At 58.7% G+C, this 17,852-nt stretch carries 19 protein-coding genes; 13 read left to right on the top strand and 6 right to left on the bottom strand.

What is annotated here, in order from left to right; genetic code table 11:
- Nucleotides 1-3: 3 nt before the first annotated feature.
- Together JNB91_RS25010 and JNB91_RS25005 are read right to left on the bottom strand one after the other, a co-directional pair.
- Nucleotides 4-621: a PRC-barrel domain-containing protein gene (locus tag JNB91_RS25010; protein WP_220328188.1), complete on the bottom strand. Its 618-nt coding sequence runs from the start codon at nucleotides 619-621 to the stop codon at nucleotides 4-6.
- Nucleotides 622-787: 166 nt separating this feature from the next.
- The gene (locus JNB91_RS25005; protein WP_220328187.1) at nucleotides 788-1,669 is read right to left on the bottom strand and encodes an SMP-30/gluconolactonase/LRE family protein; all 882 of its coding nucleotides are present in this window, start codon (nucleotides 1,667-1,669) and stop codon (nucleotides 788-790) included.
- Nucleotides 1,670-2,041: 372 nt separating this feature from the next.
- Here JNB91_RS25005 and JNB91_RS25000 point away from each other — a divergent pair, with 372 nt between their 5' ends.
- The 10 genes from JNB91_RS25000 to JNB91_RS24955 all read left to right on the top strand — a co-directional run bounded on the left by JNB91_RS25000 (nucleotide 2,042) and on the right by JNB91_RS24955 (nucleotide 11,631).
- Nucleotides 2,042-2,764 carry a helix-turn-helix transcriptional regulator gene (locus tag JNB91_RS25000; protein WP_223218377.1) on the top strand — a complete coding sequence of 241 codons (723 nt, stop codon included), beginning with the start codon at nucleotides 2,042-2,044 and terminating at the stop codon, nucleotides 2,762-2,764.
- A gap of 352 nt (nucleotides 2,765-3,116) precedes the next feature.
- Nucleotides 3,117-4,271, top strand: coding sequence for an Mrp/NBP35 family ATP-binding protein (locus tag JNB91_RS24995; protein WP_220328186.1), 1,155 nt, complete (start codon nucleotides 3,117-3,119; stop codon nucleotides 4,269-4,271).
- 291 nt (nucleotides 4,272-4,562) lie between these two features.
- Nucleotides 4,563-6,464, top strand: a complete 1,902-nt coding sequence (locus tag JNB91_RS24990) for a potassium transporter Kup (protein ID WP_220328185.1) — start codon at nucleotides 4,563-4,565, stop codon at nucleotides 6,462-6,464.
- A gap of 216 nt (nucleotides 6,465-6,680) precedes the next feature.
- On the top strand, nucleotides 6,681-7,859 hold the full coding sequence (locus JNB91_RS24985; protein WP_220328184.1) for a cell wall hydrolase: 1,179 nt from the start codon (nucleotides 6,681-6,683) through the stop codon (nucleotides 7,857-7,859).
- Between the two features lie 228 nt (nucleotides 7,860-8,087).
- A complete protein-coding gene (locus tag JNB91_RS24980; protein ID WP_223218376.1) occupies nucleotides 8,088-8,447 on the top strand; it encodes an AtpZ/AtpI family protein in 360 nt (119 codons plus the stop codon).
- A gap of 61 nt (nucleotides 8,448-8,508) precedes the next feature.
- Nucleotides 8,509-9,261 (top strand): F0F1 ATP synthase subunit A, encoded by a 753-nt coding sequence (locus JNB91_RS24975; protein WP_220328183.1) that lies wholly within the window; start codon nucleotides 8,509-8,511, stop codon nucleotides 9,259-9,261.
- A gap of 67 nt (nucleotides 9,262-9,328) precedes the next feature.
- A complete protein-coding gene (locus JNB91_RS24970; protein WP_112455014.1) occupies nucleotides 9,329-9,556 on the top strand; it encodes a F0F1 ATP synthase subunit C in 228 nt (75 codons plus the stop codon).
- Between the two features lie 91 nt (nucleotides 9,557-9,647).
- The gene (locus tag JNB91_RS24965; RefSeq protein ID WP_220328182.1) at nucleotides 9,648-10,259 is read left to right on the top strand and encodes a F0F1 ATP synthase subunit B; all 612 of its coding nucleotides are present in this window, start codon (nucleotides 9,648-9,650) and stop codon (nucleotides 10,257-10,259) included.
- Between the two features lie 3 nt (nucleotides 10,260-10,262).
- Nucleotides 10,263-10,742 (top strand): F0F1 ATP synthase subunit B, encoded by a 480-nt coding sequence (locus tag JNB91_RS24960; protein ID WP_220328181.1) that lies wholly within the window; start codon nucleotides 10,263-10,265, stop codon nucleotides 10,740-10,742.
- 184 nt (nucleotides 10,743-10,926) lie between these two features.
- Nucleotides 10,927-11,631 carry a hypothetical protein gene (locus tag JNB91_RS24955; RefSeq protein WP_220328180.1) on the top strand — a complete coding sequence of 235 codons (705 nt, stop codon included), beginning with the start codon at nucleotides 10,927-10,929 and terminating at the stop codon, nucleotides 11,629-11,631.
- 122 nt (nucleotides 11,632-11,753) lie between these two features.
- Here JNB91_RS24955 and JNB91_RS24950 read toward each other — a convergent pair whose 3' ends face one another.
- Nucleotides 11,754-12,407 (bottom strand): ribonuclease HII, encoded by a 654-nt coding sequence (locus tag JNB91_RS24950; protein WP_220328179.1) that lies wholly within the window; start codon nucleotides 12,405-12,407, stop codon nucleotides 11,754-11,756.
- Nucleotides 12,408-12,792: 385 nt separating this feature from the next.
- Entirely contained in the window at nucleotides 12,793-13,950 is a 1,158-nt protein-coding gene (locus JNB91_RS24945) for a PA0069 family radical SAM protein (protein ID WP_220328178.1), read from the bottom strand.
- A gap of 127 nt (nucleotides 13,951-14,077) precedes the next feature.
- Between JNB91_RS24945 and JNB91_RS24940 the strand changes: the two genes are divergently transcribed.
- Nucleotides 14,078-14,593, top strand: a complete 516-nt coding sequence (locus JNB91_RS24940) for a glycosyltransferase family 2 protein (RefSeq protein WP_220328177.1) — start codon at nucleotides 14,078-14,080, stop codon at nucleotides 14,591-14,593.
- Between the two features lie 41 nt (nucleotides 14,594-14,634).
- Here JNB91_RS24940 and JNB91_RS24935 read toward each other — a convergent pair whose 3' ends face one another.
- A complete protein-coding gene (locus JNB91_RS24935; protein WP_220328176.1) occupies nucleotides 14,635-15,249 on the bottom strand; it encodes an HAD family hydrolase in 615 nt (204 codons plus the stop codon).
- A 33-nt stretch (nucleotides 15,250-15,282) separates the two neighbouring features.
- Entirely contained in the window at nucleotides 15,283-16,374 is a 1,092-nt protein-coding gene (gene mutY, locus JNB91_RS24930; RefSeq protein ID WP_220328175.1) for an A/G-specific adenine glycosylase, read from the bottom strand.
- Between the two features lie 93 nt (nucleotides 16,375-16,467).
- Here mutY and JNB91_RS24925 point away from each other — a divergent pair, with 93 nt between their 5' ends.
- Entirely contained in the window at nucleotides 16,468-16,986 is a 519-nt protein-coding gene (locus JNB91_RS24925; RefSeq protein WP_220328174.1) for a DUF721 domain-containing protein, read from the top strand.
- Nucleotides 16,987-17,128: 142 nt separating this feature from the next.
- Complete coding sequence (locus tag JNB91_RS24920) at nucleotides 17,129-17,830, top strand: DsbA family protein (protein WP_220328173.1); 702 nt, start codon at nucleotides 17,129-17,131, stop codon at nucleotides 17,828-17,830.
- The last annotated feature ends 22 nt before the right edge of the window (nucleotides 17,831-17,852 follow it).

Genomic DNA, 17,852 nt, shown 5'->3' with positions numbered 1-17,852 from the left:
AGCTTAAGGCTTCGGAGCCGTTGACGAGTTGGTGTCGCCGCCCGTGGCAGGGGCTGCCGGCGCAGCAGGTTCAGCCGGCGTCATCGTTGTGGACGATGTGGTGGTTGCGTCGGTCTCAGCCTGCTTGTCGCCCAGCGTCTTGAATTCCGGCGCGGCCTGCAGCGCTTCGGCTGTCTCCGTCGTGGTCAGGCGCACGTCGTTGTTGGCTGCATCGCGGGTCATGCTGACCTTGCTGATCGGCAGCGCCACATCCTTCGCGCCGATGCCAAGGAAGCCGCCGACACCAACCACGGCTGCGACGATGCCGCCGTTTTCTTCGAGGATCAGGTTGTTGACCTTACCGATGCTCTCGTCGCCGGCATTGTAGATCTGCTTGCCGATGTAATCATTGGCGCTGACCTGGGTTGCTGCCTGCTCAGTCAGATAGGACGCATCAGCCGCTGCAGACGTGGTGGTCGAGCCGGCAGCCGGGGCCGCAGGGGCCATCGTGTTGGTCTCGGCCGGTGCCGTGGGGGCAGCCGGAGTTGCCGGCGCGGCATTGTTGGTCTGCGCGAATGCCGGTGCAAGGGCGGTGGACGTCATGAGCGTGGCCGCGATGAGTACTCCAAGGGTCTTCTTCATGGTGTTCCTGCCTTTTCCGTTTGTTATCGTTCAATAAAACCGCTCCCTGACCGGGAGGTCGTCTCGGTGGCGGTTCGATAGGACAAACAAAGGGGAGCAGGATTTGTTCCCGAATTGACGCATTTTTAGACTGACGAAATTGTGAGCCGAACGGTGACTGCAGGGCTCAAAGACGATAGGCAGGATCGTATTTGGCTTGCGCTTCGGTCTCGATCGCAAATGTCGCGCCGGCACTCGGATCCGCCGCGCGGCCGGCATCATCCAGCCCTTCCCATGCGGAGGTTACGGCGATCCGGCCGTTGCCGATAAAGGCCGGGCACGTCGTGCGCTTGGCCGGCAGCAGGTATCGCTCGATGAGGCTTCCATCGGCATCATAGTGGTCGAGCGCCGCTTCACCCCAGCGCGCATTCCACACATGACCGTTCGCATCGCAGATCGACCCGTCGATCCCGCCCGGCTCGGCGCTTCCGTCAACGAAAAGGGAAGGCTTGCCGGTCGGCAGGCCGGTCGTTGGGTCGATTGCAACCTTCATCAACTGATTGCCGCGCGTATCGACGAAATAGGCCGTCGCAGCGTCAGGGGAAAAGCAGATCGAGTTCGAGATGCTGATCTGGTCGTAAAGCTTCGTCACCACGCCCTTGGCAACGTGATAGATTGCGCCCGCACCATCGGCTGCGGTGCGCCCCATCGTGCCGATCCACAGGCTGCCCGAAGCGTGGACCCGGCCGTCGTTGGAACGGTTGCCGGCATTGCCGGGCTCCAGTTCGCAATGCGGTGAAAGCGCGCCGGTTGTCCGGTTGCGAATGAACAGGCCCTTGTCGCTTCCGATCAATTGGCGATCTGCATCGATGCGTGAGACGACGCTTGCCATGACCGGGAGCGGATGAATGGTTTCGCTGCCATTTGCCATATCGAGCGAATGGAGCGCCTTGCCGAGGATGTTGCACCACCACAGCGTATTGGTCTCGGTTTCGAAGCTGATCCCTTCGCCCAGGTCACACAAAGTAGAAGACAGGATGCTGCCTTTGAACGGATGAATGGTTGCCATCTTTTTCCTCCCGGCTGCGATGATGCTTTTCCGGGTGTCTATTCGCCACATCGCGACGCAACTGTCCACTTATGCGTGTCAGTATGTATTTCATCCCCAGCTAATAATAACTCCCCCATGTTGCATCCTCACAAAGTCTGCTAAGGCGATTACATGTCAGTATTGATAAAAATGTTGATCGCCCGAAAAATTAACAACTCTTTTAAGTCTGCAGTGGAAGCTCTCGATCTTGTAAGACACGCGATGCGGGAAGAAATGCAGGGAACTTGCAGCTTTTGCCTTTTCTCCCACTGAGCGATCTCCGAAAATCACCTGAATGATTCGTGTGCTTGCGCCGGTAATCCTGCGCATTCGGAACAGAGAAGCAAAAAAATGTCCAAAACGGAAACGGCCGCCGAACTGATGACCTTCGACGTAAACGTCGAAGAAATCTCAGGCTTAAAGACCCAGTTCGATGTCTTCCGTTTTACAAAGAAGCTTGTCGAGTCCTACGGCCTGAAGAACTTCATGGTTCTGAACCTGCCTCCGGCAACTGCGCTCGGCCTTTCCGGCAGTGCCATCATCAACAACTGGCCGGCCGAACTCGTGTCGCTGTTTGACCGTGAAGGCCTGATCCGCTCAAGCTTTGTTCTGCGCCAGCTGCGCCGCTCGGTCGTGCCCTTCTCGTTCGATCTGGAGCGTGATGCCGAAACGCCGGAAATGGCAGCCGTATTCGCAAAATTCGGCATAGCACGCGGCGCCTGCATCCCGGTCCATGATACGGCGGGAGCCAGAGGGGCTGTCGTGGTTGGCGGCATGGGCGATGAACCGGACCGCCAGCATCTTTTGGAACTCACCTTTGCGGCAATCCACATCTTTGATCGGCTGGCCGAAATCCGGACGCTCGATGTGCGAAGCGCCGATCTTCTGACGGACCGCGAGATCGACTGCCTCACCTGGACAGCCGCCGGAAAGACGAGTGCCGAGATCGCCGATATCCTCGGTCTCTCCGAGCATACCGTCAATCATTACCTGAACCGGGCAGCAAAGAAGCTCGACACCGTCAATCGCACCCAGGCTGTTGCCAAGGCTTTGCGTATCGGGCTGATTAAATAGGCTTTCTCTAATCTGCACAAATGGTGTGCGGTCACTGTTTGCTGCAGTGCGGAATGCCAGATTCTTCGACGTTTATTCTGAAAAACACTCCGAAAAAGCTCGAAAAAGCCCTCTTTCAGACTGGCACGTTTCATGCTTGCTTAGAAACAGGTCCAGAGGGGACTTCAAAAAGCGTACCAAGAGACGCGACCAAGAAAAAAGCCGTTGTCCGGAAAGCGCGCCTAAGGGCTGCCATCCGGGCAGCGGCTTTATTCATCTTGCCGGTATGCAGCCGCAACTCCTATATAACAGCCAGGAATGTGCGCCGGGGCTGTAAACCCGGCATGCGCGAGATGGCAAGCAGGAGTTCGATATGCCGGATGTTACGAAGAACCAGGTGCTGGAAGCGCTCGCCAAGGTTCGCAGTCCGGATCTGCAAAGCGACCTCGTAACCCGTGGCATGGTATCGGATGTGTTCATCTCCGATGGGAAGGTCTATTTTTCGATCACCGTGCCTTCCGACAAGGCTCAGGAACTCGAACCCCTGCGGCTGGCCGCTGAAAAGGCGGTTACGGCCGTGCCGGGCGTCAAGGGCGCGCTGGTCACGCTGACTGCGGATCGCAAGGCGTCTGCCGCGCCGCAGCAACCTCCGGCCCCGCAGGCGCCCAATCATTCCCATTCGCATGCGCCCGCAGGCGGCCCGTCCCGCGGTCCCGGCAATGTAAAGGCCGGCGTGCCCGGCGTCGGCGCGATCATCGCAGTCGCATCCGGCAAGGGCGGTGTCGGCAAATCCACCACGGCTGTCAATTTCGCCCTCGGACTGCAGGCGAACGGCCTGCGCGTCGGCATTCTCGATGCGGATATCTATGGCCCCTCCGTGCCGCGGCTCCTGAAGATTTCCGGCAGGCCGGAACAGATCGACGGCCGGCTGATCAAGCCGATGGAGAATTACGGTCTCAAGGCCATGTCGATGGGTTTCCTCGTTGATGAGGAAACCGCGATGATCTGGCGCGGCCCGATGGTCCAGTCGGCGCTTCTGCAGATGTTGCGCGAAGTCGCCTGGGGCGATCTCGATGTTCTCGTCGTCGACATGCCGCCCGGCACCGGCGATGCCCAGCTGACCATGGCCCAGCAGGTGCCGCTCGCCGGCGCGGTGATCGTCTCGACGCCACAGGATCTGGCGCTGATCGATGCCCGCAAGGCCGTGACCATGTTCCGCAAGGTGGAAATCCCGCTTCTCGGCATTGTCGAAAACATGAGCTATTTCCTCGCGCCCGATACCGGCAAGCGTTACGACATCTTTGGCCATGGCGGCGCTCGCGCAGAGGCCGAACGGATCGGCGTTCCCTTCCTTGGCGAAGTGCCGCTGACGATGGATATCCGCGAGCGCTCCGATCTCGGGACGCCGATCGTGCATGCCGAGCCGGATGGTGAGATTACCGGCATCTACAAGGAAATTGCCGCCAAGGTTTGGGCGCAGCTCTCGCAAGGGTCCCGCCGCAAGGCGCCATCGATCGTTTTCGAATAGTCGGAGGGCTTGTGGCCGATCGCCGCAAGCCTCTTGCGAACAGCGCTTTGAAGCGCCATTTTCTCTGCATTGTCCGGGGCACCCCGCCTCCCGACCTTGGCAATCGCCATCTTGCATACGCCTCGCTTTAAAAGCTGGCGGCAGGCAGGCCGTTCTCGGACAGCAAGTTGAGACTGATCAAGACCCGCTATTTCGAAACGTCGTCTGGAACTCCGCCCGCTCCATTCCGCATGCCGCTATCCAATCCATTGTCCGTCGTCTCCTGAAAGGCTGACTGAGGTCAGGCACTCCATGGGTCACCCCGCTGAACATCACGCTGCTGAAAAGACGCGCACCCACAGCCTGTTCGCGCTCACCCTCGGCTCTGTCGGCGTGGTTTACGGCGATATCGGCACAAGCCCGCTCTATGCCTTCCGCGAGGCGTTGAAGCCCGTCGCCAATGATGGCGTGACGCATATGGAGATCATCGGCCTCATCTCGCTGATGATCTGGACGCTGACGATCATCGTCACCCTGAAATACGTGATCTTCCTCTTGAGGGCCGATAATGACGGGGAAGGGGGCACGCTCTCGCTTCTGGCGCTGTTGACCAAATCGGCCAATGGCCAACGCGCCATGCTGATGCTGCTCGGCCTGATCGGCGCTGCCCTTTTCCTCGGCGACGCGATGATTACGCCCGCGCTTTCGGTCATGTCAGCGGTCGAGGGCCTGAAACTGGTGACGCCGAAGCTCGACAATGCCGTTCTGCCGATCTCCGTGATCATTCTGATCGCACTCTTCGCCATCCAGTCGAAGGGCACTGCGCTTGTGTCCCGCTTCTTCGGCCCGATCACCGCGCTCTGGTTCATCGTCATGGCGGCGATCGGGCTGGTGCATATTGCCGATGATCTCAGCATTCTTCGAGCCTTCAATCCCTGGTACGCGATGGAATTCATGCTGCGCGAGGGCTTTGCCGGCATCGTCGTTCTCGGCGCGGTCTTCCTGACTGTTACGGGGGCTGAGGCGCTTTACGCGGATCTCGGTCATTTCGGCCGCAAGCCTATCCAGCTGGCCTGGTTCCTGCTGGTCTATCCGGCGCTGACGCTGAACTATCTGGGGCAGGGCGCCATGGTGCTACAGCATCCGGAAGCGATGAATAATCCCTTCTATCTGATGTTTCCCGAATGGGCGCTGATCCCGGTCATCCTTCTGGCGACCGCTGCAACCATCATCGCCAGCCAGGCGGTGATCACCGGCGCTTTTTCGCTGGTGCGCCAGGCGATCCATCTGGGCTACCTGCCGCGCATGCAGATCCTCTTCACCTCGGAGACCAATACGGGGCAGATTTTCCTGCCCGCAGTCAACACGCTGCTGCTTGCCGGCGTCATCGCGCTCGTGGTCGGTTTCGAAAGCTCGGAGGCATTGGCCACCGCCTATGGCATCTCCGTCACCGGCGCGATGGTGGTAACGACGTTGATGGCCTTCGAATTCGTCCGGCTGCGCTGGATGTGGCCGCAGACGGTAGCGATCGCAGTCCTTTCGCCGCTGCTGGCGTTTGAACTGGTCTTTCTCGGCGCGAACCTTTTGAAGATCCATGACGGCGGCTGGGTGCCGGCCATGATGGCCGCGTTCTTCACCCTCATCATGTGGACCTGGAAACGCGGCACCGCGATCCTGTTTGAAAAGACCCGCCGCATCGATGTTCCGCTCGAAGCCTTCGTGCCCATGGTGGAGAAGAAATCGGACCATGCCCCGGTATCCGTGCCCGGCGTCGCGATCTTCCTGACCAGCGACCCGGAAACAGCGCCTGCCGCACTCCTCCACAACATCAAGCACAACCACGTCCTGCACGAAAAGAACGTCATCCTGACGATCCGCACGGTCAACAAGCCGCGCGTTTCGATCGATGAGCGATATCGGGTCGAAAAAATCTCCGAGCGCTTCACCGTGATCGAGCTGCGCTACGGTTTCATGCAGTCGCACAATGTCTCCCAGGCTTTGGCCTATCTGCGCAGGACCGGCTTCAAATTCGACATCATGTCGACCTCGTTTTATCTCGGCCGCCGCAAGCTTATCCCGGATGCCCAATCGGGCATGCCCATGTGGCAGGACAGGCTCTATATCGCCATGGCCAATGCCGCGACCGACCCGTCCGACTATTTCCATTTACCGGCCAACCGTGTGGTCGAACTCGGCGCGCATGTGATCATCTGATCGGCACGAAGCCACCGCCTGCGCGTGTCCCGGCGGCAACATTCACGCCTTTGTTAAATGCGGGTGTGCTGAACAAGCTTGCGCTGCAAGGCTTTCCGCCCTGCGCGTTAACCGCTCATCAAGGTTAATGATTCATTCTTCAACCATAGTCGCTGCCCTGTCGGCTCCATTGGGAATGCTGGCAGGCCTCTATGGTTACCTTGTGGAGTTGCCGTTTTGCGTTCGAAAAGAGTTCTGCGTAAGAGGTCCCTGCCGCGTTGGGACAGGTTGGCCTCTCCGGTTCTGCTGGGCTTTACCGCCTGGCTGGCCTTCCCGGCAGTGCCGTCCCAGGGTGATCTCACCGACCTTTTTGCCGGCCGCAACGGATCTTCCGAAAGTTGGCGCATGGTGATCACCCAGTCGCCGGCCGGATCGCTTCACGCCGCCTCGATCGCCTTCCCGGGTGGTTCGCATGTGCTGGGTGGCGATGCGGGTGTCGTTCTGCCGGACGGGCGCAAGGTGGCTCTGGCCGACAAGGACAAGCCAGGGGAGGGCACGCCCGACGAGGACCGCATCAACCGTTCCGAAAAGAAGGGCCGGATCGTTGCCGTCATGCCGATGCTGCCGCCGAAGGCATTTTCCGCCGGCTCCATCCTTGAGCGTTCAAGTTCGTTGACCAAGCCTGTAGACGAGGAAGACGAGATGACCGCCTTCGTCAAGGTCGACAAGGGCGAGCAGGCCACTCAGCAGCCGGTCGAGGTCGCAGAATTCTACTTCCGCAAGGATGAGGTGAAGGAAAAGAGCCTGCCGCCGATGATCGCCAGCCTTGTTACCAACGACCGGGCAGACATTCTGGCGACGGCCTATGCCTCATCCGCTCCGGATTTCTCCCGCCAGTCGCCTTTCGATGCGATTCTGAGCAAGCCCGAGGCCGGGCGTTTCATTCCGCCGATCGGCCCGCAGGATCACGCCTGGGCGGCAAACCCGCTGCCGGCTGATTCTTTTTCGTCCAAGCAGCAGCAATGCCTGGCCTCCGGCATCTATTTCGAGGCGAGAGGCGAATCGGTGCGCGGACAGGCGGCCGTAGCCCAGGTTATCCTCAACCGCGTGCGCAATCCGGCCTATCCTTCGACAATCTGTGATGTCGTCTACCAGAACGAAGACTGGCGCAACCGCTGCCAGTTTTCCTTCGCCTGCGACAACATCAAGGACCGCGTTCGCTCAGGCGATCATTGGAAAGTGGCGCGTGAGGTGGCCATGGCCACGACTGCCGGCAAGATCTGGCTGCCAGAGGTCGGTTCCGCGACACATTATCACGCAACCTATGTCCGCCCGAACTGGGCGAAGACAATGAAGAAGGTGGGTCGCATCGGTCTGCATGTCTTCTACAGAACCTATGGTGGTGGTTGGAGCTGATACAAGCGCCCTATCGGCCGTTGATTCCCGCATCAGTTTTATTCGCTATCCTGCCGCCTAAGCTTTAAGGCGATGAATTCATTAGCTTTAAAACCCTTGGGGCAAGCTTGTTCAGCGCCTTGACTAGCAAGGCGGTGAAAACTATGTTGCGCGCACTTGAAAGAGGGCCGGAAGGCGCGAAATCCCTCGCTAACCGTCGTGTGGCTTCGCCGCGCGGGAGAGCCGGTGATGGAGGACGCGATGAACGAGCCTGATGATGGTCTTGATGAGCGCCGTAAACGCCTTTCTTCAGCCCTGGCTGACAGAAAAGCCGAAAGTGCTGCAGAGGATCGGAGAAACGGACAATCGGAAGCCAGCCGCAAGGGCATGGCGCTCGGTTTGAAGATATCCTCCGAATTCATTTCTGCCATCGCCGTCGGCGGTGTCATAGGCTATCTGATCGATTGGGCCATCGGCTCAAAACCTTGGGGGATGATACTTTTTGTCCTCCTCGGATTTTGTGCCGGTGTGTTAAGTGTGCTCCGCGCCGTGGGTATGGTGGCTCAGCCGCCGCATCTTGATGGCCGAAGCAATCAGGACAAAAAGTGAGACGAGTTTTCTCGTCTCGTCAAAACAGGCCGCATGAGCGGTGAACGAAAGAGGGTAGACGGTGGCAAACGATCCGATCCATCAGTTCCAGATCAGCAAGATCGTTCCGATCGAGATCGGTGGCGTCGACTTCTCCTTCACCAATGCTTCCCTGTTCATGGTCGCGACGGTCGCAGTTGCAGCCGGCTTCCTTTATTTCTCCACCTCGCAGCGCTCGCTGATCCCGGGCCGCGCGCAGTCGGTTGCCGAAATGTCCTATGAATTCGTCGCAAATATGTTGCGAGAAGGTGCGGGCAGCCACGGCATGAAATTCTTCCCGCTGGTCTTCTCGCTGTTCATGTTCATCCTGACGGCGAACCTGATCGGCATGTTCCCTTACTTCTTCACCGTCACCAGCCAGATCATCGTCACCTTCGCCCTGTCGATCCTGGTTGTCGGTCTCGTCGTTGTTTACGGTTTTGCCAAGCACGGTCTTCGCTTTCTGAAGCTTTTCGTGCCGTCGGGCGTTCCCGGAGCGCTTCTGCCGCTGGTTGTTCTGATCGAGGTCATCTCCTTCATCGCCCGCCCGATCAGCCTCTCGGTTCGTCTTTTCGCCAACATGCTGGCTGGCCACATCACGCTCAAGGTTTTCGCAGGCTTCGTCACCTCGCTCGGCGCACTCGGCGCACTCGGCATTGGTACGGCCATCCTGCCCCTCATCATGACCGTCGCTCTGACTGGTCTGGAATTTCTCGTTGCATTCCTTCAGGCCTACGTCTTCGCAGTCCTGACATGCATGTACCTGAACGATGCCCTGCATCCGGACGGTCACTGAGAAATAAAGTCGTTGGTGCTTCCAGCACCAGTCCAAAGCCGCAACAAACCATTCGAAGGAGTTCATCATGGACGCGGAAGCAGCAAAGTACATCGGCGCAGGTATCGCATGCCTCGGCATGGGTGGCGCAGGCATCGGCCTCGGCACGATTTTCGGCAACTACCTGTCGGGCGCTCTGCGTAACCCGTCGGCTGCGGATGGCCAGTTCGGCCGCCTGATCTTCGGCTTCGCCGTTACGGAAGCTCTGGGCATCTTCTCGCTGCTCGTAGCTCTCCTTCTCCTGTTCGCTGTCTAAGACTATCGTCTAGCGGCATAGGATAGGATCACGGCCGGCCGGCAACGGTGAGCCGTGATCCACTTTATATGGAATTCACCTGGAGGTGATGATGTTCGTGACCTCGGCATACGCGCAGACCGCGCCGGCCGCATCTGAAACGCCTGCTGCGCCCGCAGGCGAGGTTCATACCGAAACCGGCGTCGCTCACGGCGGAGAGCACGAGTCTGCGGGTTTCCCGCCATTCGACTCGTCGCATTTCGCATCGCAGCTGCTCTGGCTCGCCATCACTTTCGGCCTTTTCTATCTCGTGATTCAGAAGGTCATCATGCCGCGCGTTGGCGGTATCATCGAAGATCGCAAGGGCCGTATCGCCGGCGACCTCGAAGAAGCCGGCCGCCTGAAGGCGGAAGCCGACGCTGCCGTCGAGACCTATGAAAAGGAACTGGCCCAAGCCCGTTCCAAGGCAAACGGCATTGCCGACGCTGCCCGTAACGACGCCAAGGCGAAGGCCGCTGCCGATCGCACCGCGATCGAGGCGGAGCTTGCTGCCAAGCTCGCTGCAGCTGAAACCCGCATCGGCGAAATCAAGTCCAAGGCTTTTGCCGAAGTGGGCGCGATTGCCGAAGACACCGCGACCGCGATCGTCGATCAGCTGATCGGCGGCAAGGCCACCGGCGACGACATCAAGGCTGCTGTCGCAGCTGCCAAGACGGGAGCCTGATCCATGGACGCAACATTTTGGGCCCTTATCGGTCTCGTCCTCTTCATCGGCCTGATGGTTTACATCAAGGTTCCGGGTGTGGTGGGCCGCTCGCTCGACAAGCGCGCCGACAATATCCGTGGCGAACTCGACGAGGCCAAGCGCCTGCGTGAGGAAGCGCAGGCTCTGCTGGCCGAATACCAGAAGAAGCGCAAGGAAGCCGAAGCCGAAGCTGCAGCCCTGATTGCCGCCGCCGAACGCGAAGCAGCCCTTCTGACCGAGGAAGCCCGCCAGAAGACCGAGGAATTCGTTGCTCGCCGCAACGCTCTTTCGGAACAGAAGATCAAGCAGGCCGAAGCCGACGCCATCACCGCCGTCCGCTCTGCCGCCATCGACATCGCAGTCGAAGCCGCGGGCAAGGTCATCGCTGCAAAGACCGACAAGCCCACCCAGACAGCCCTCTTCAAGGACGCCGTCGCCAAGGTCCAGTCGCGCCTGAACTGATCAGTCGATCGGATATGGAATTTGAAAAGCCGGGTGGAAACGCCCGGCTTTTTTGTTGCGCCACTGAGTGTTGGGAGGGGCTTTCAGACAATGTACGTAACTTAGTATAAGCTGAGATAACTTGAAGCATTCGATCGGCTATGCGCTAGATACGCGATAGGATGAGGTGTGCTATATCTGACAAATGGACACTATTGAACAGAATCTCGCCAATTGGCGAGCATCGCTCCTTCAGAATATTTCCGTTGCTGGCCTGTATTCGCGTAACCCACTGGTCCACAAGTGGAAAGCACCTTTCCGGTGCATGATGATACGGGAGTGCGTATTTTGGCGGCTCACTGATTTGATCACGCAGTCGCTCGTTCTACATCGGCAGCGGCACGGTCTTGGATCCCGCATTTTACTACGCAGCGGATTTGAGACGCTAGCAATCTTGATTTACTTAAATCAGCTAATTGAGCAAGTACTCGCGGGTGCTCTCAATTTTCATGTGTTCTCGGAGAAAACATGCGTTCTGCTGCTCGGCTCGCGTAATGGCTCTACAGAGCACAAGTCCCTAAACATTATCACTATCCTTGAGAAGTGTGAGATACGGTATCCGGGTGTAGCTAAGCTTTATGCTGAGCTCTCAGAGAGCGCACATCCAAACTACGAAGGAATCCTCGCCGGCTATTCCAATGTAAATCGCGATGAGTACCAAACTGATTTCCAAAACAGATGGATGGATCGTCACGGCGAAAGCCATCTCGATCTCATTAGGTTGTGCATGGACACCTTCCATCACGAGTACAATGATGTTTGGACGAGTCGGATGGATGATTTGGAAGGTTGGATAGCTGCTCGAAGCGCGATGCTAGAGAATACGAAAGACAATCCGCTGCCTGCCTGATTCTGACCACTGCAGATATCAGCGTGAAATATTTCGGATGCCGTGAGGCTCGCTATTGTGAATGCGAGCAGCTTTGGTGTCTACCTCTGGAGCTTTTTTGAGGCTAGTAGCCTAGCCCAAGCCTAATCGTCCTTCTTCAACGGCCGAAAACTCATCCGGTGCAGCGGGCAGGGGCCGTCTGTGATGATCGCGTCACGGTGCTGCTTGGTGCCGTAACCGGCGTGCTTGGCAAAGCCATAGGCGGGATAGACGAGGCCGGCGCGGTCCATCATTCGGTCTCGCGTCACCTTGGCGATGATGGAGGCGGCGGCGATGGAGACGGAGCGGCTGTCGCCCTTGATGACCGCCGTGCCCGAGCAGGAAAGCCCCTTGGGCACATCGCGGCCATCGACCAGAACATGGGCGGGCGCGACGGAGAGACCGGCGACAGCGCGGCGCATGGCGTCGAGGCTGGCGCGCAAAATGTTCATTTCGTCGATCAGCTTCGGTCCGGAAGAGGCGATCGACACATGCGCCGTCGCCATGATCGCTGTAAACAAAGCTTCGCGCTGTTTGAGGCTCAGCTTCTTGGAATCGTTGAGCCCGGCCGGAATATTATCCGGATCGAGGATCACTGCCGCAGCGACCACGGGGCCTGCGAGTGGTCCGCGGCCTGCCTCGTCGGTTCCGGCGACCGGCCAGTGCCCGGCATTACGGGCGGCAAGTTCCAGGCTGAAATCACAGGTAAGGGGGCTATCGAAAGGCATCGGAGAATCGGGCGGCGTGTGAACCAACATGGCGGCAGGCTCGCACGCCGTCCCGATCTCCTGCAACCCCGAAAGCGAGTGCGGCTTCGCTTTCCACTGCCTGAATGCAGCGGGCTCGGGGCAATGTTCTCGGCGGGGCAAGGGGGCGGAGACCTGACCGAGAACGAAGTTGAAATGCGCCTAGAGAATTTCCGCCTTTCTTCGAAACGCGAAACTGCTCTATCTCTTTGTTTCTACGCAATTCCGGACGCAAAACCGGTTCCCGCTTTCGCTGGAATTGCTCTTGCCTCAGGGGAGGCGCATGGATGATGCGAAACTCGATATGCGAAGGACTGGAAGCAAATCTGGCTCAGAATGCGCGGGCATTCTTGGACGTTTCCCTTCCTGCGTGTCCCACGAGATCGATGCTTATCCTCTAAAGAAGCGACAGCTGGATGCCGCCACCATTGGGGCGGATGAACAGGTCGTCGCGCAGATGCATGCCGCGCCGGCCAAGCCCCAGCCTCTTGGTCGCCATTTCGAAACGGCGGCCGATCTGCCAGGCATAGGGACCGGCGCCCTTCATCCGCTTGCCGAATTCGGCATCGTAATCCTTACCGCCCCGCATCGAGCGGATCAGCGACATGACATGCCGGTAGCGATCCGGGTAATTGCGCAGCAGCCAGTCGCGAAACAGCGGGCTGACTTCCAGGGGGAGACGCAAAAGCACATAGCTTGCTTCTGTCGCACCCGCCGCATGGCCGGATTCCAGAATGCGTTCGATCTCGTGATCGTTCAGCGCCGGAATGATCGGCGACGCCATGATCGCAGTCGGTATGCCGGCATCGGACAAGGCCTTGATCGCTTCCAGCCGCTTGGCCGGTGTCGAAGCGCGCGGCTCCATCGTTCGGGCCAGCTTGCGGTCCAGCGTCGTCACCGAGATCCCGACCTTGGCAAGCCCCTTCGACGCCATGTCGGAGAGAATGTCGATGTCGCGCATGACGAGCGCCGATTTCGTCACGATCACCACCGGATGATTGGCCTTCTGCAGCACTTCGAGGATCTGGCGCATGATCCGCCATTCCCGCTCGATCGGCTGATAGGGATCGGTATTGGTACCGATCGCGATTGCCCGCACCTTGTAATCCGGCCTGCTCAATTCCCGCTCAAGCAGACGCGGCACATCCGGCTTGGCGAACAGTTTTGCCTCGAAATCGAGCCCCGGCGAAAGGCCCATGAAACTGTGGCTCGGCCGGGCAAAACAATAGATGCAGCCATGCTCGCAGCCGCGATAGGGGTTGATCGAGCGGTCGAAACCAATATCGGGGCTGTCATTGCGGGTAATTGCCGTTTTCGGCTTTTCCACCTGCACTTCGGTGCGAAACGGTTCAAGCTCCTCGATCGTCTGCCAGCCATCATCGAAAACCTCGCGACGGCCTTCTTCGAAGCGTCCGCTCGGGTTGAGGCCCGCACCTCTGCCGCGCCGACGATCGATCTCGATCCTGAGCCCGGACGTTTGGACCAGTGCATCGGCAATGTCAGCCGTATGGGCGGGCGCAAACGCACCCTGCCGCAGTTGGGACAGCTCTGTCATTGATGGCTCCTGACGGGATCACTTCCCGTTCTCGATGATTAAATTCCTACTCCTGAAATGAGAACATTGCAAGAACAAACTTTGTTCCTTGCTGGCTTTCCCAATTTCTATGGGTTAAGGGTCAGAAATGCTGACTGTTTTTATGGAATGCCGGGACCAGGAAGCCGAGCTTGCGCAGACGCTTTCGATCCTTGTCACTGCCGCTGTCGAAGGGCTCGTGAGTGACGTGATCATTCTTGATCACGCGTCGCGCGATGGCTCGTCGCGTGTGGCGGATGCCGCCGGCTGCCGGTTCCACAATCACTGGGATATCAAGGATGTGCTGCGCAGCGCGCGGGGTGAGTGGCTGCTATTCATCGAGGCCGGTGCGCGTCCGCAAAGCGGTTGGATCGAGGAAGTGGTCGAGCATCTGGCGATCCACAAGCAACCGGCGCGGTTTTCACCCTCGCGCAATTACCGCCGTCCGTTCTTTAAGCGGATCGGTCGTGCCGTTCCTCCGCTCGAATACGGGCTGATCTTGCCGAAGAAGAGCGCGATTGCCGCCGCCAAGTCCGGTATGAGCCTCGAAATGCTGGCCAGGGGCCACAAGACGACGCGGCTCGTCAGCCAGATGATTCCCGCCTGGGTCGTTCGGGCGCGCTGAAGGCAGCGTTTTTTGCTGCCTCCGGTGCCAATCGAAGTAACTTAAATTTCGATCCCGTGTGCGGCGAGATCAGCTTTCAGCTTTTCAGCGCCGGTAAAATGCACGCCCTGCCAGCCTGCGGCGCGGGCACCCTCCACATTCACTATCGTATCGTCGATGAAGATGGAGTTTTCCGGCGTCAGACCGAAATCCTTCGCGTGCCGTTCGTATATCGCCACATCCGGCTTGATAAGACCGATCTCGCCCGAAACGGTCACGCCGCGCGTCGCATTGAGGAACGGATACATCTTGCGCGCCTCGACAAACGTGTCGGCTGCAAAATTCGTCAGCATGGTAACGTCATGGCCCTTGTCGATCAGCCCGAGCATGATGGCGACGCTGTCGTCGTAGGAATGCGACACCATTTCTGGCCAGTATTTGCGGAATGCACGGATATGCTCTTCCCGCTCGGGATATTGGGCGATCAGCAGGGCTTCTGCATCCTCCCATTTGCGGCCGCGATCCTGCTCCAGGTTCCAATCATGGGTGCAGACATTCTGAAAAAACCATTTGCGCTCTTCGGCATCGGGAATGATGCGGGAAAACGGCAGGTTCGGATCGTAATGAATAAGAACCTTGCCGATGTCGAAGACGATGTGGTCGATCTTGTCTGCCATGATGTTTCCTGTGATCCCTGGTTTGTTTCTGGGTCAGTGTTTCATGAAAGCGGTCGGAATAGCCTGACTGATTACCTTTTTCATGACAGTCGGCAAGGCTTCATCGCCAAGCGTCTCGACAGGCACCCACCAGCCGACCGGTTCTTCGCCTGAAGGCACCCGTGTTCGGTAGACGGAAAGCCTCAACTCGAAATGGGTGAAGACATGCGTGATGACGCCGCATGCCTCCCAATCGCCTGCAAAAGGTGCATGGTCTGTTCCGGTTCCGCCATCCATCCGTGCGGTCCATCCGGTGGTCGGCACTTCCGTCATGCCACCGAGCAGCCCGGTCTCTTGCCGCCGCCTCAGCATGATCGCGCCATTTTCATTAACCGCAACGAAGCCGGCGCCGACACGCACCGGTTTCTCCTTTTTCGCCGCCTTGACCGGAAAACGCTCCGGGTCATCCTGCACCAGCGCAAGACAGTCGTCGCGGAAGGGACAGAGCGCACAGGCGGGGCGTTTTGGCGTGCAGATCGTGGCGCCCAGATCCATCATCGCCTGGGCAAAGTCTCCGGGTCTGTCGCAAGGTGTCAGGTCCCGCACCTTTGCCTTCATCTCCGGCTTTGAGCCGGGCAGGGGGGCATCGATAACAAACAGGCGAGAAATGACCCGTTCGACATTGCCGTCCATCACGGCGGAAGGCCGGTTGAAGGCGATCGCGGCGACGGCCGCCGACGTATAGTCGCCGATGCCGGGCAGCGCGCGCAAACCTTCTTCGGTATCGGGAAAGATGCCATCATGATCGCCTGCCACCGCTTCGGCGCATTTCTTCAGGTTGCGGGCGCGGGCGTAATAGCCAAGCCCCGCCCATGCGGCCATCACGTCTTCGGAGGGCGCTGCTGCCAGATCCGTTACCTTCGGCCAGCGTTCGAGGAATTTGGCGAAATAGGGTTTCACCGCCTGCACCGTCGTCTGCTGCAGCATCACTTCCGACAGCCAGACATGATAGGGATCGGCCCGTTTGCCGGCCTTCGCCGCCGAAGGGCTGACGCGCCACGGCAGTTCCCGGTGGTGGCGGTCGTACCAGGAAAGCAGCTTTGCCGCATAGGTCAGCGTGGGTATCGGGGATAACGTATCGAGCATCGTTTGCCGTTTTGGGGGTGTGTGCCCTATACTTGGAAGATGAATGCGCCGGCATCAAGGACGGCAAGGTCTAAAGGCACCGGTTATCCCGTCATGAATCAGATCACCAAGAAAACTCCCTTCACCCGCAAGGGCGCAAACCAGATCGCCGAGATCGCCAACGGCATCATCGACCCGGTGCTGGCGAAACGCGCCGGCATTTCGACGTCGCTTCTCGGCTCCTGGGATGAGATCGCCGGGGAAGAATTTGCCGATTGCACGCGGCCGGAAAAGATCACCTGGGCGCGCAATGACGGTTACCGGGATGACGGCTATACACCGGGGGTACTGACGATTGCCTGCGAAGGTGCGCGAGCGCTGTTCCTGACCCATGCCCAGGGTGAACTGATCGGCCGCATCAACAGCTTTTTCGGCTTTCCCGCGGTGCGCCAGATCCGCATCGTCCAGAAGCCGGTTTCGCCACAGATCAAGCATTCCAGAACGCCACGCCCCTTGAAGGGAGAGCCGGCGCGCAAACTGCATGACATGATGGAAGGCATCGAAAGCGAGGCTCTGCGCAAGGCGGTCGAAAAACTCGGCACCGCCGTCATGCAGCAAAAGCGCACACGTTGAGGTGAAGGCGGTTAACAGCCTTGTTTTTCCCAGCTTTCGTCACAATTCTTTGAAGTAAGTTACCTATCGGCAACTTGCCGAGGATTGAACGCCGGGATACGGAGGTTCCAATCTTTCTTTTTTGCTCTCACACGGGTGTCCCATGTTTTTGAACGATATGACCACGACACGGCGCGCGCTTCTCGGCGGTGTGGCTGTCACTTCGCTTGCTCTTGCCCTTCCGTTTAGCATTACCGATGCCTTTGCTCAGGAAAAACCGGAAGCGCAGGGTGATGTCGATATGGCTGCCGCGCTGAAGCCCGGCACCCTGCCGGAAATGGCGCTCGGCAAGGACGATGCGCCGATCAAGGTTATCGAATACATGTCGATGACCTGCCCGCATTGCGCTCATTTCCACATCACCACCTTCGAGCCGATCAAGGAAAAATACATCGATAGCGGCAAGGTGCAGTTCATCATCCGCGAATTCCCGTTCGATCCGGTTGCCACCGCCGCCTTCATGCTGGCGCGTTCCAATCCGCAGAACCCGACCGAGCATGCAACACCGGAACAGTATTTCGCCATGGTCTCGATGCTGTTCAAGCAGCAGCGCGCCTGGGCGGCCCCGGCCGACAAGGATGTCCGCGGCGCACTGATGCAGACCGTCAAGATTGCCGGTTACACACAGCAGACTTTCGAAGCCTGCTTGACGAACCAGAAGCTTCTCGATGAAATCAACGCGTCGGTGAAGCGTGGTGCGGATGAATTCAACATCAACTCCACGCCGACCTTCCTGATCAACGGGAAGAAGTATTCTGGGGACATGTCGGTTGAATCCATGTCGGCGCTTTTCGACAGCATCTGATAACGCACTCTCGCTCAAGAGT

Origin of the sequence: Aliirhizobium wenxiniae (genome assembly GCF_019511445.1) — a bacterium.
Classification (GTDB): domain Bacteria; phylum Pseudomonadota; class Alphaproteobacteria; order Rhizobiales; family Rhizobiaceae; genus Neorhizobium; species Neorhizobium wenxiniae_A.
Note: the sequence above shows the minus strand (reverse complement) of the source record. Positions and strands in the feature narration are given on the sequence as shown.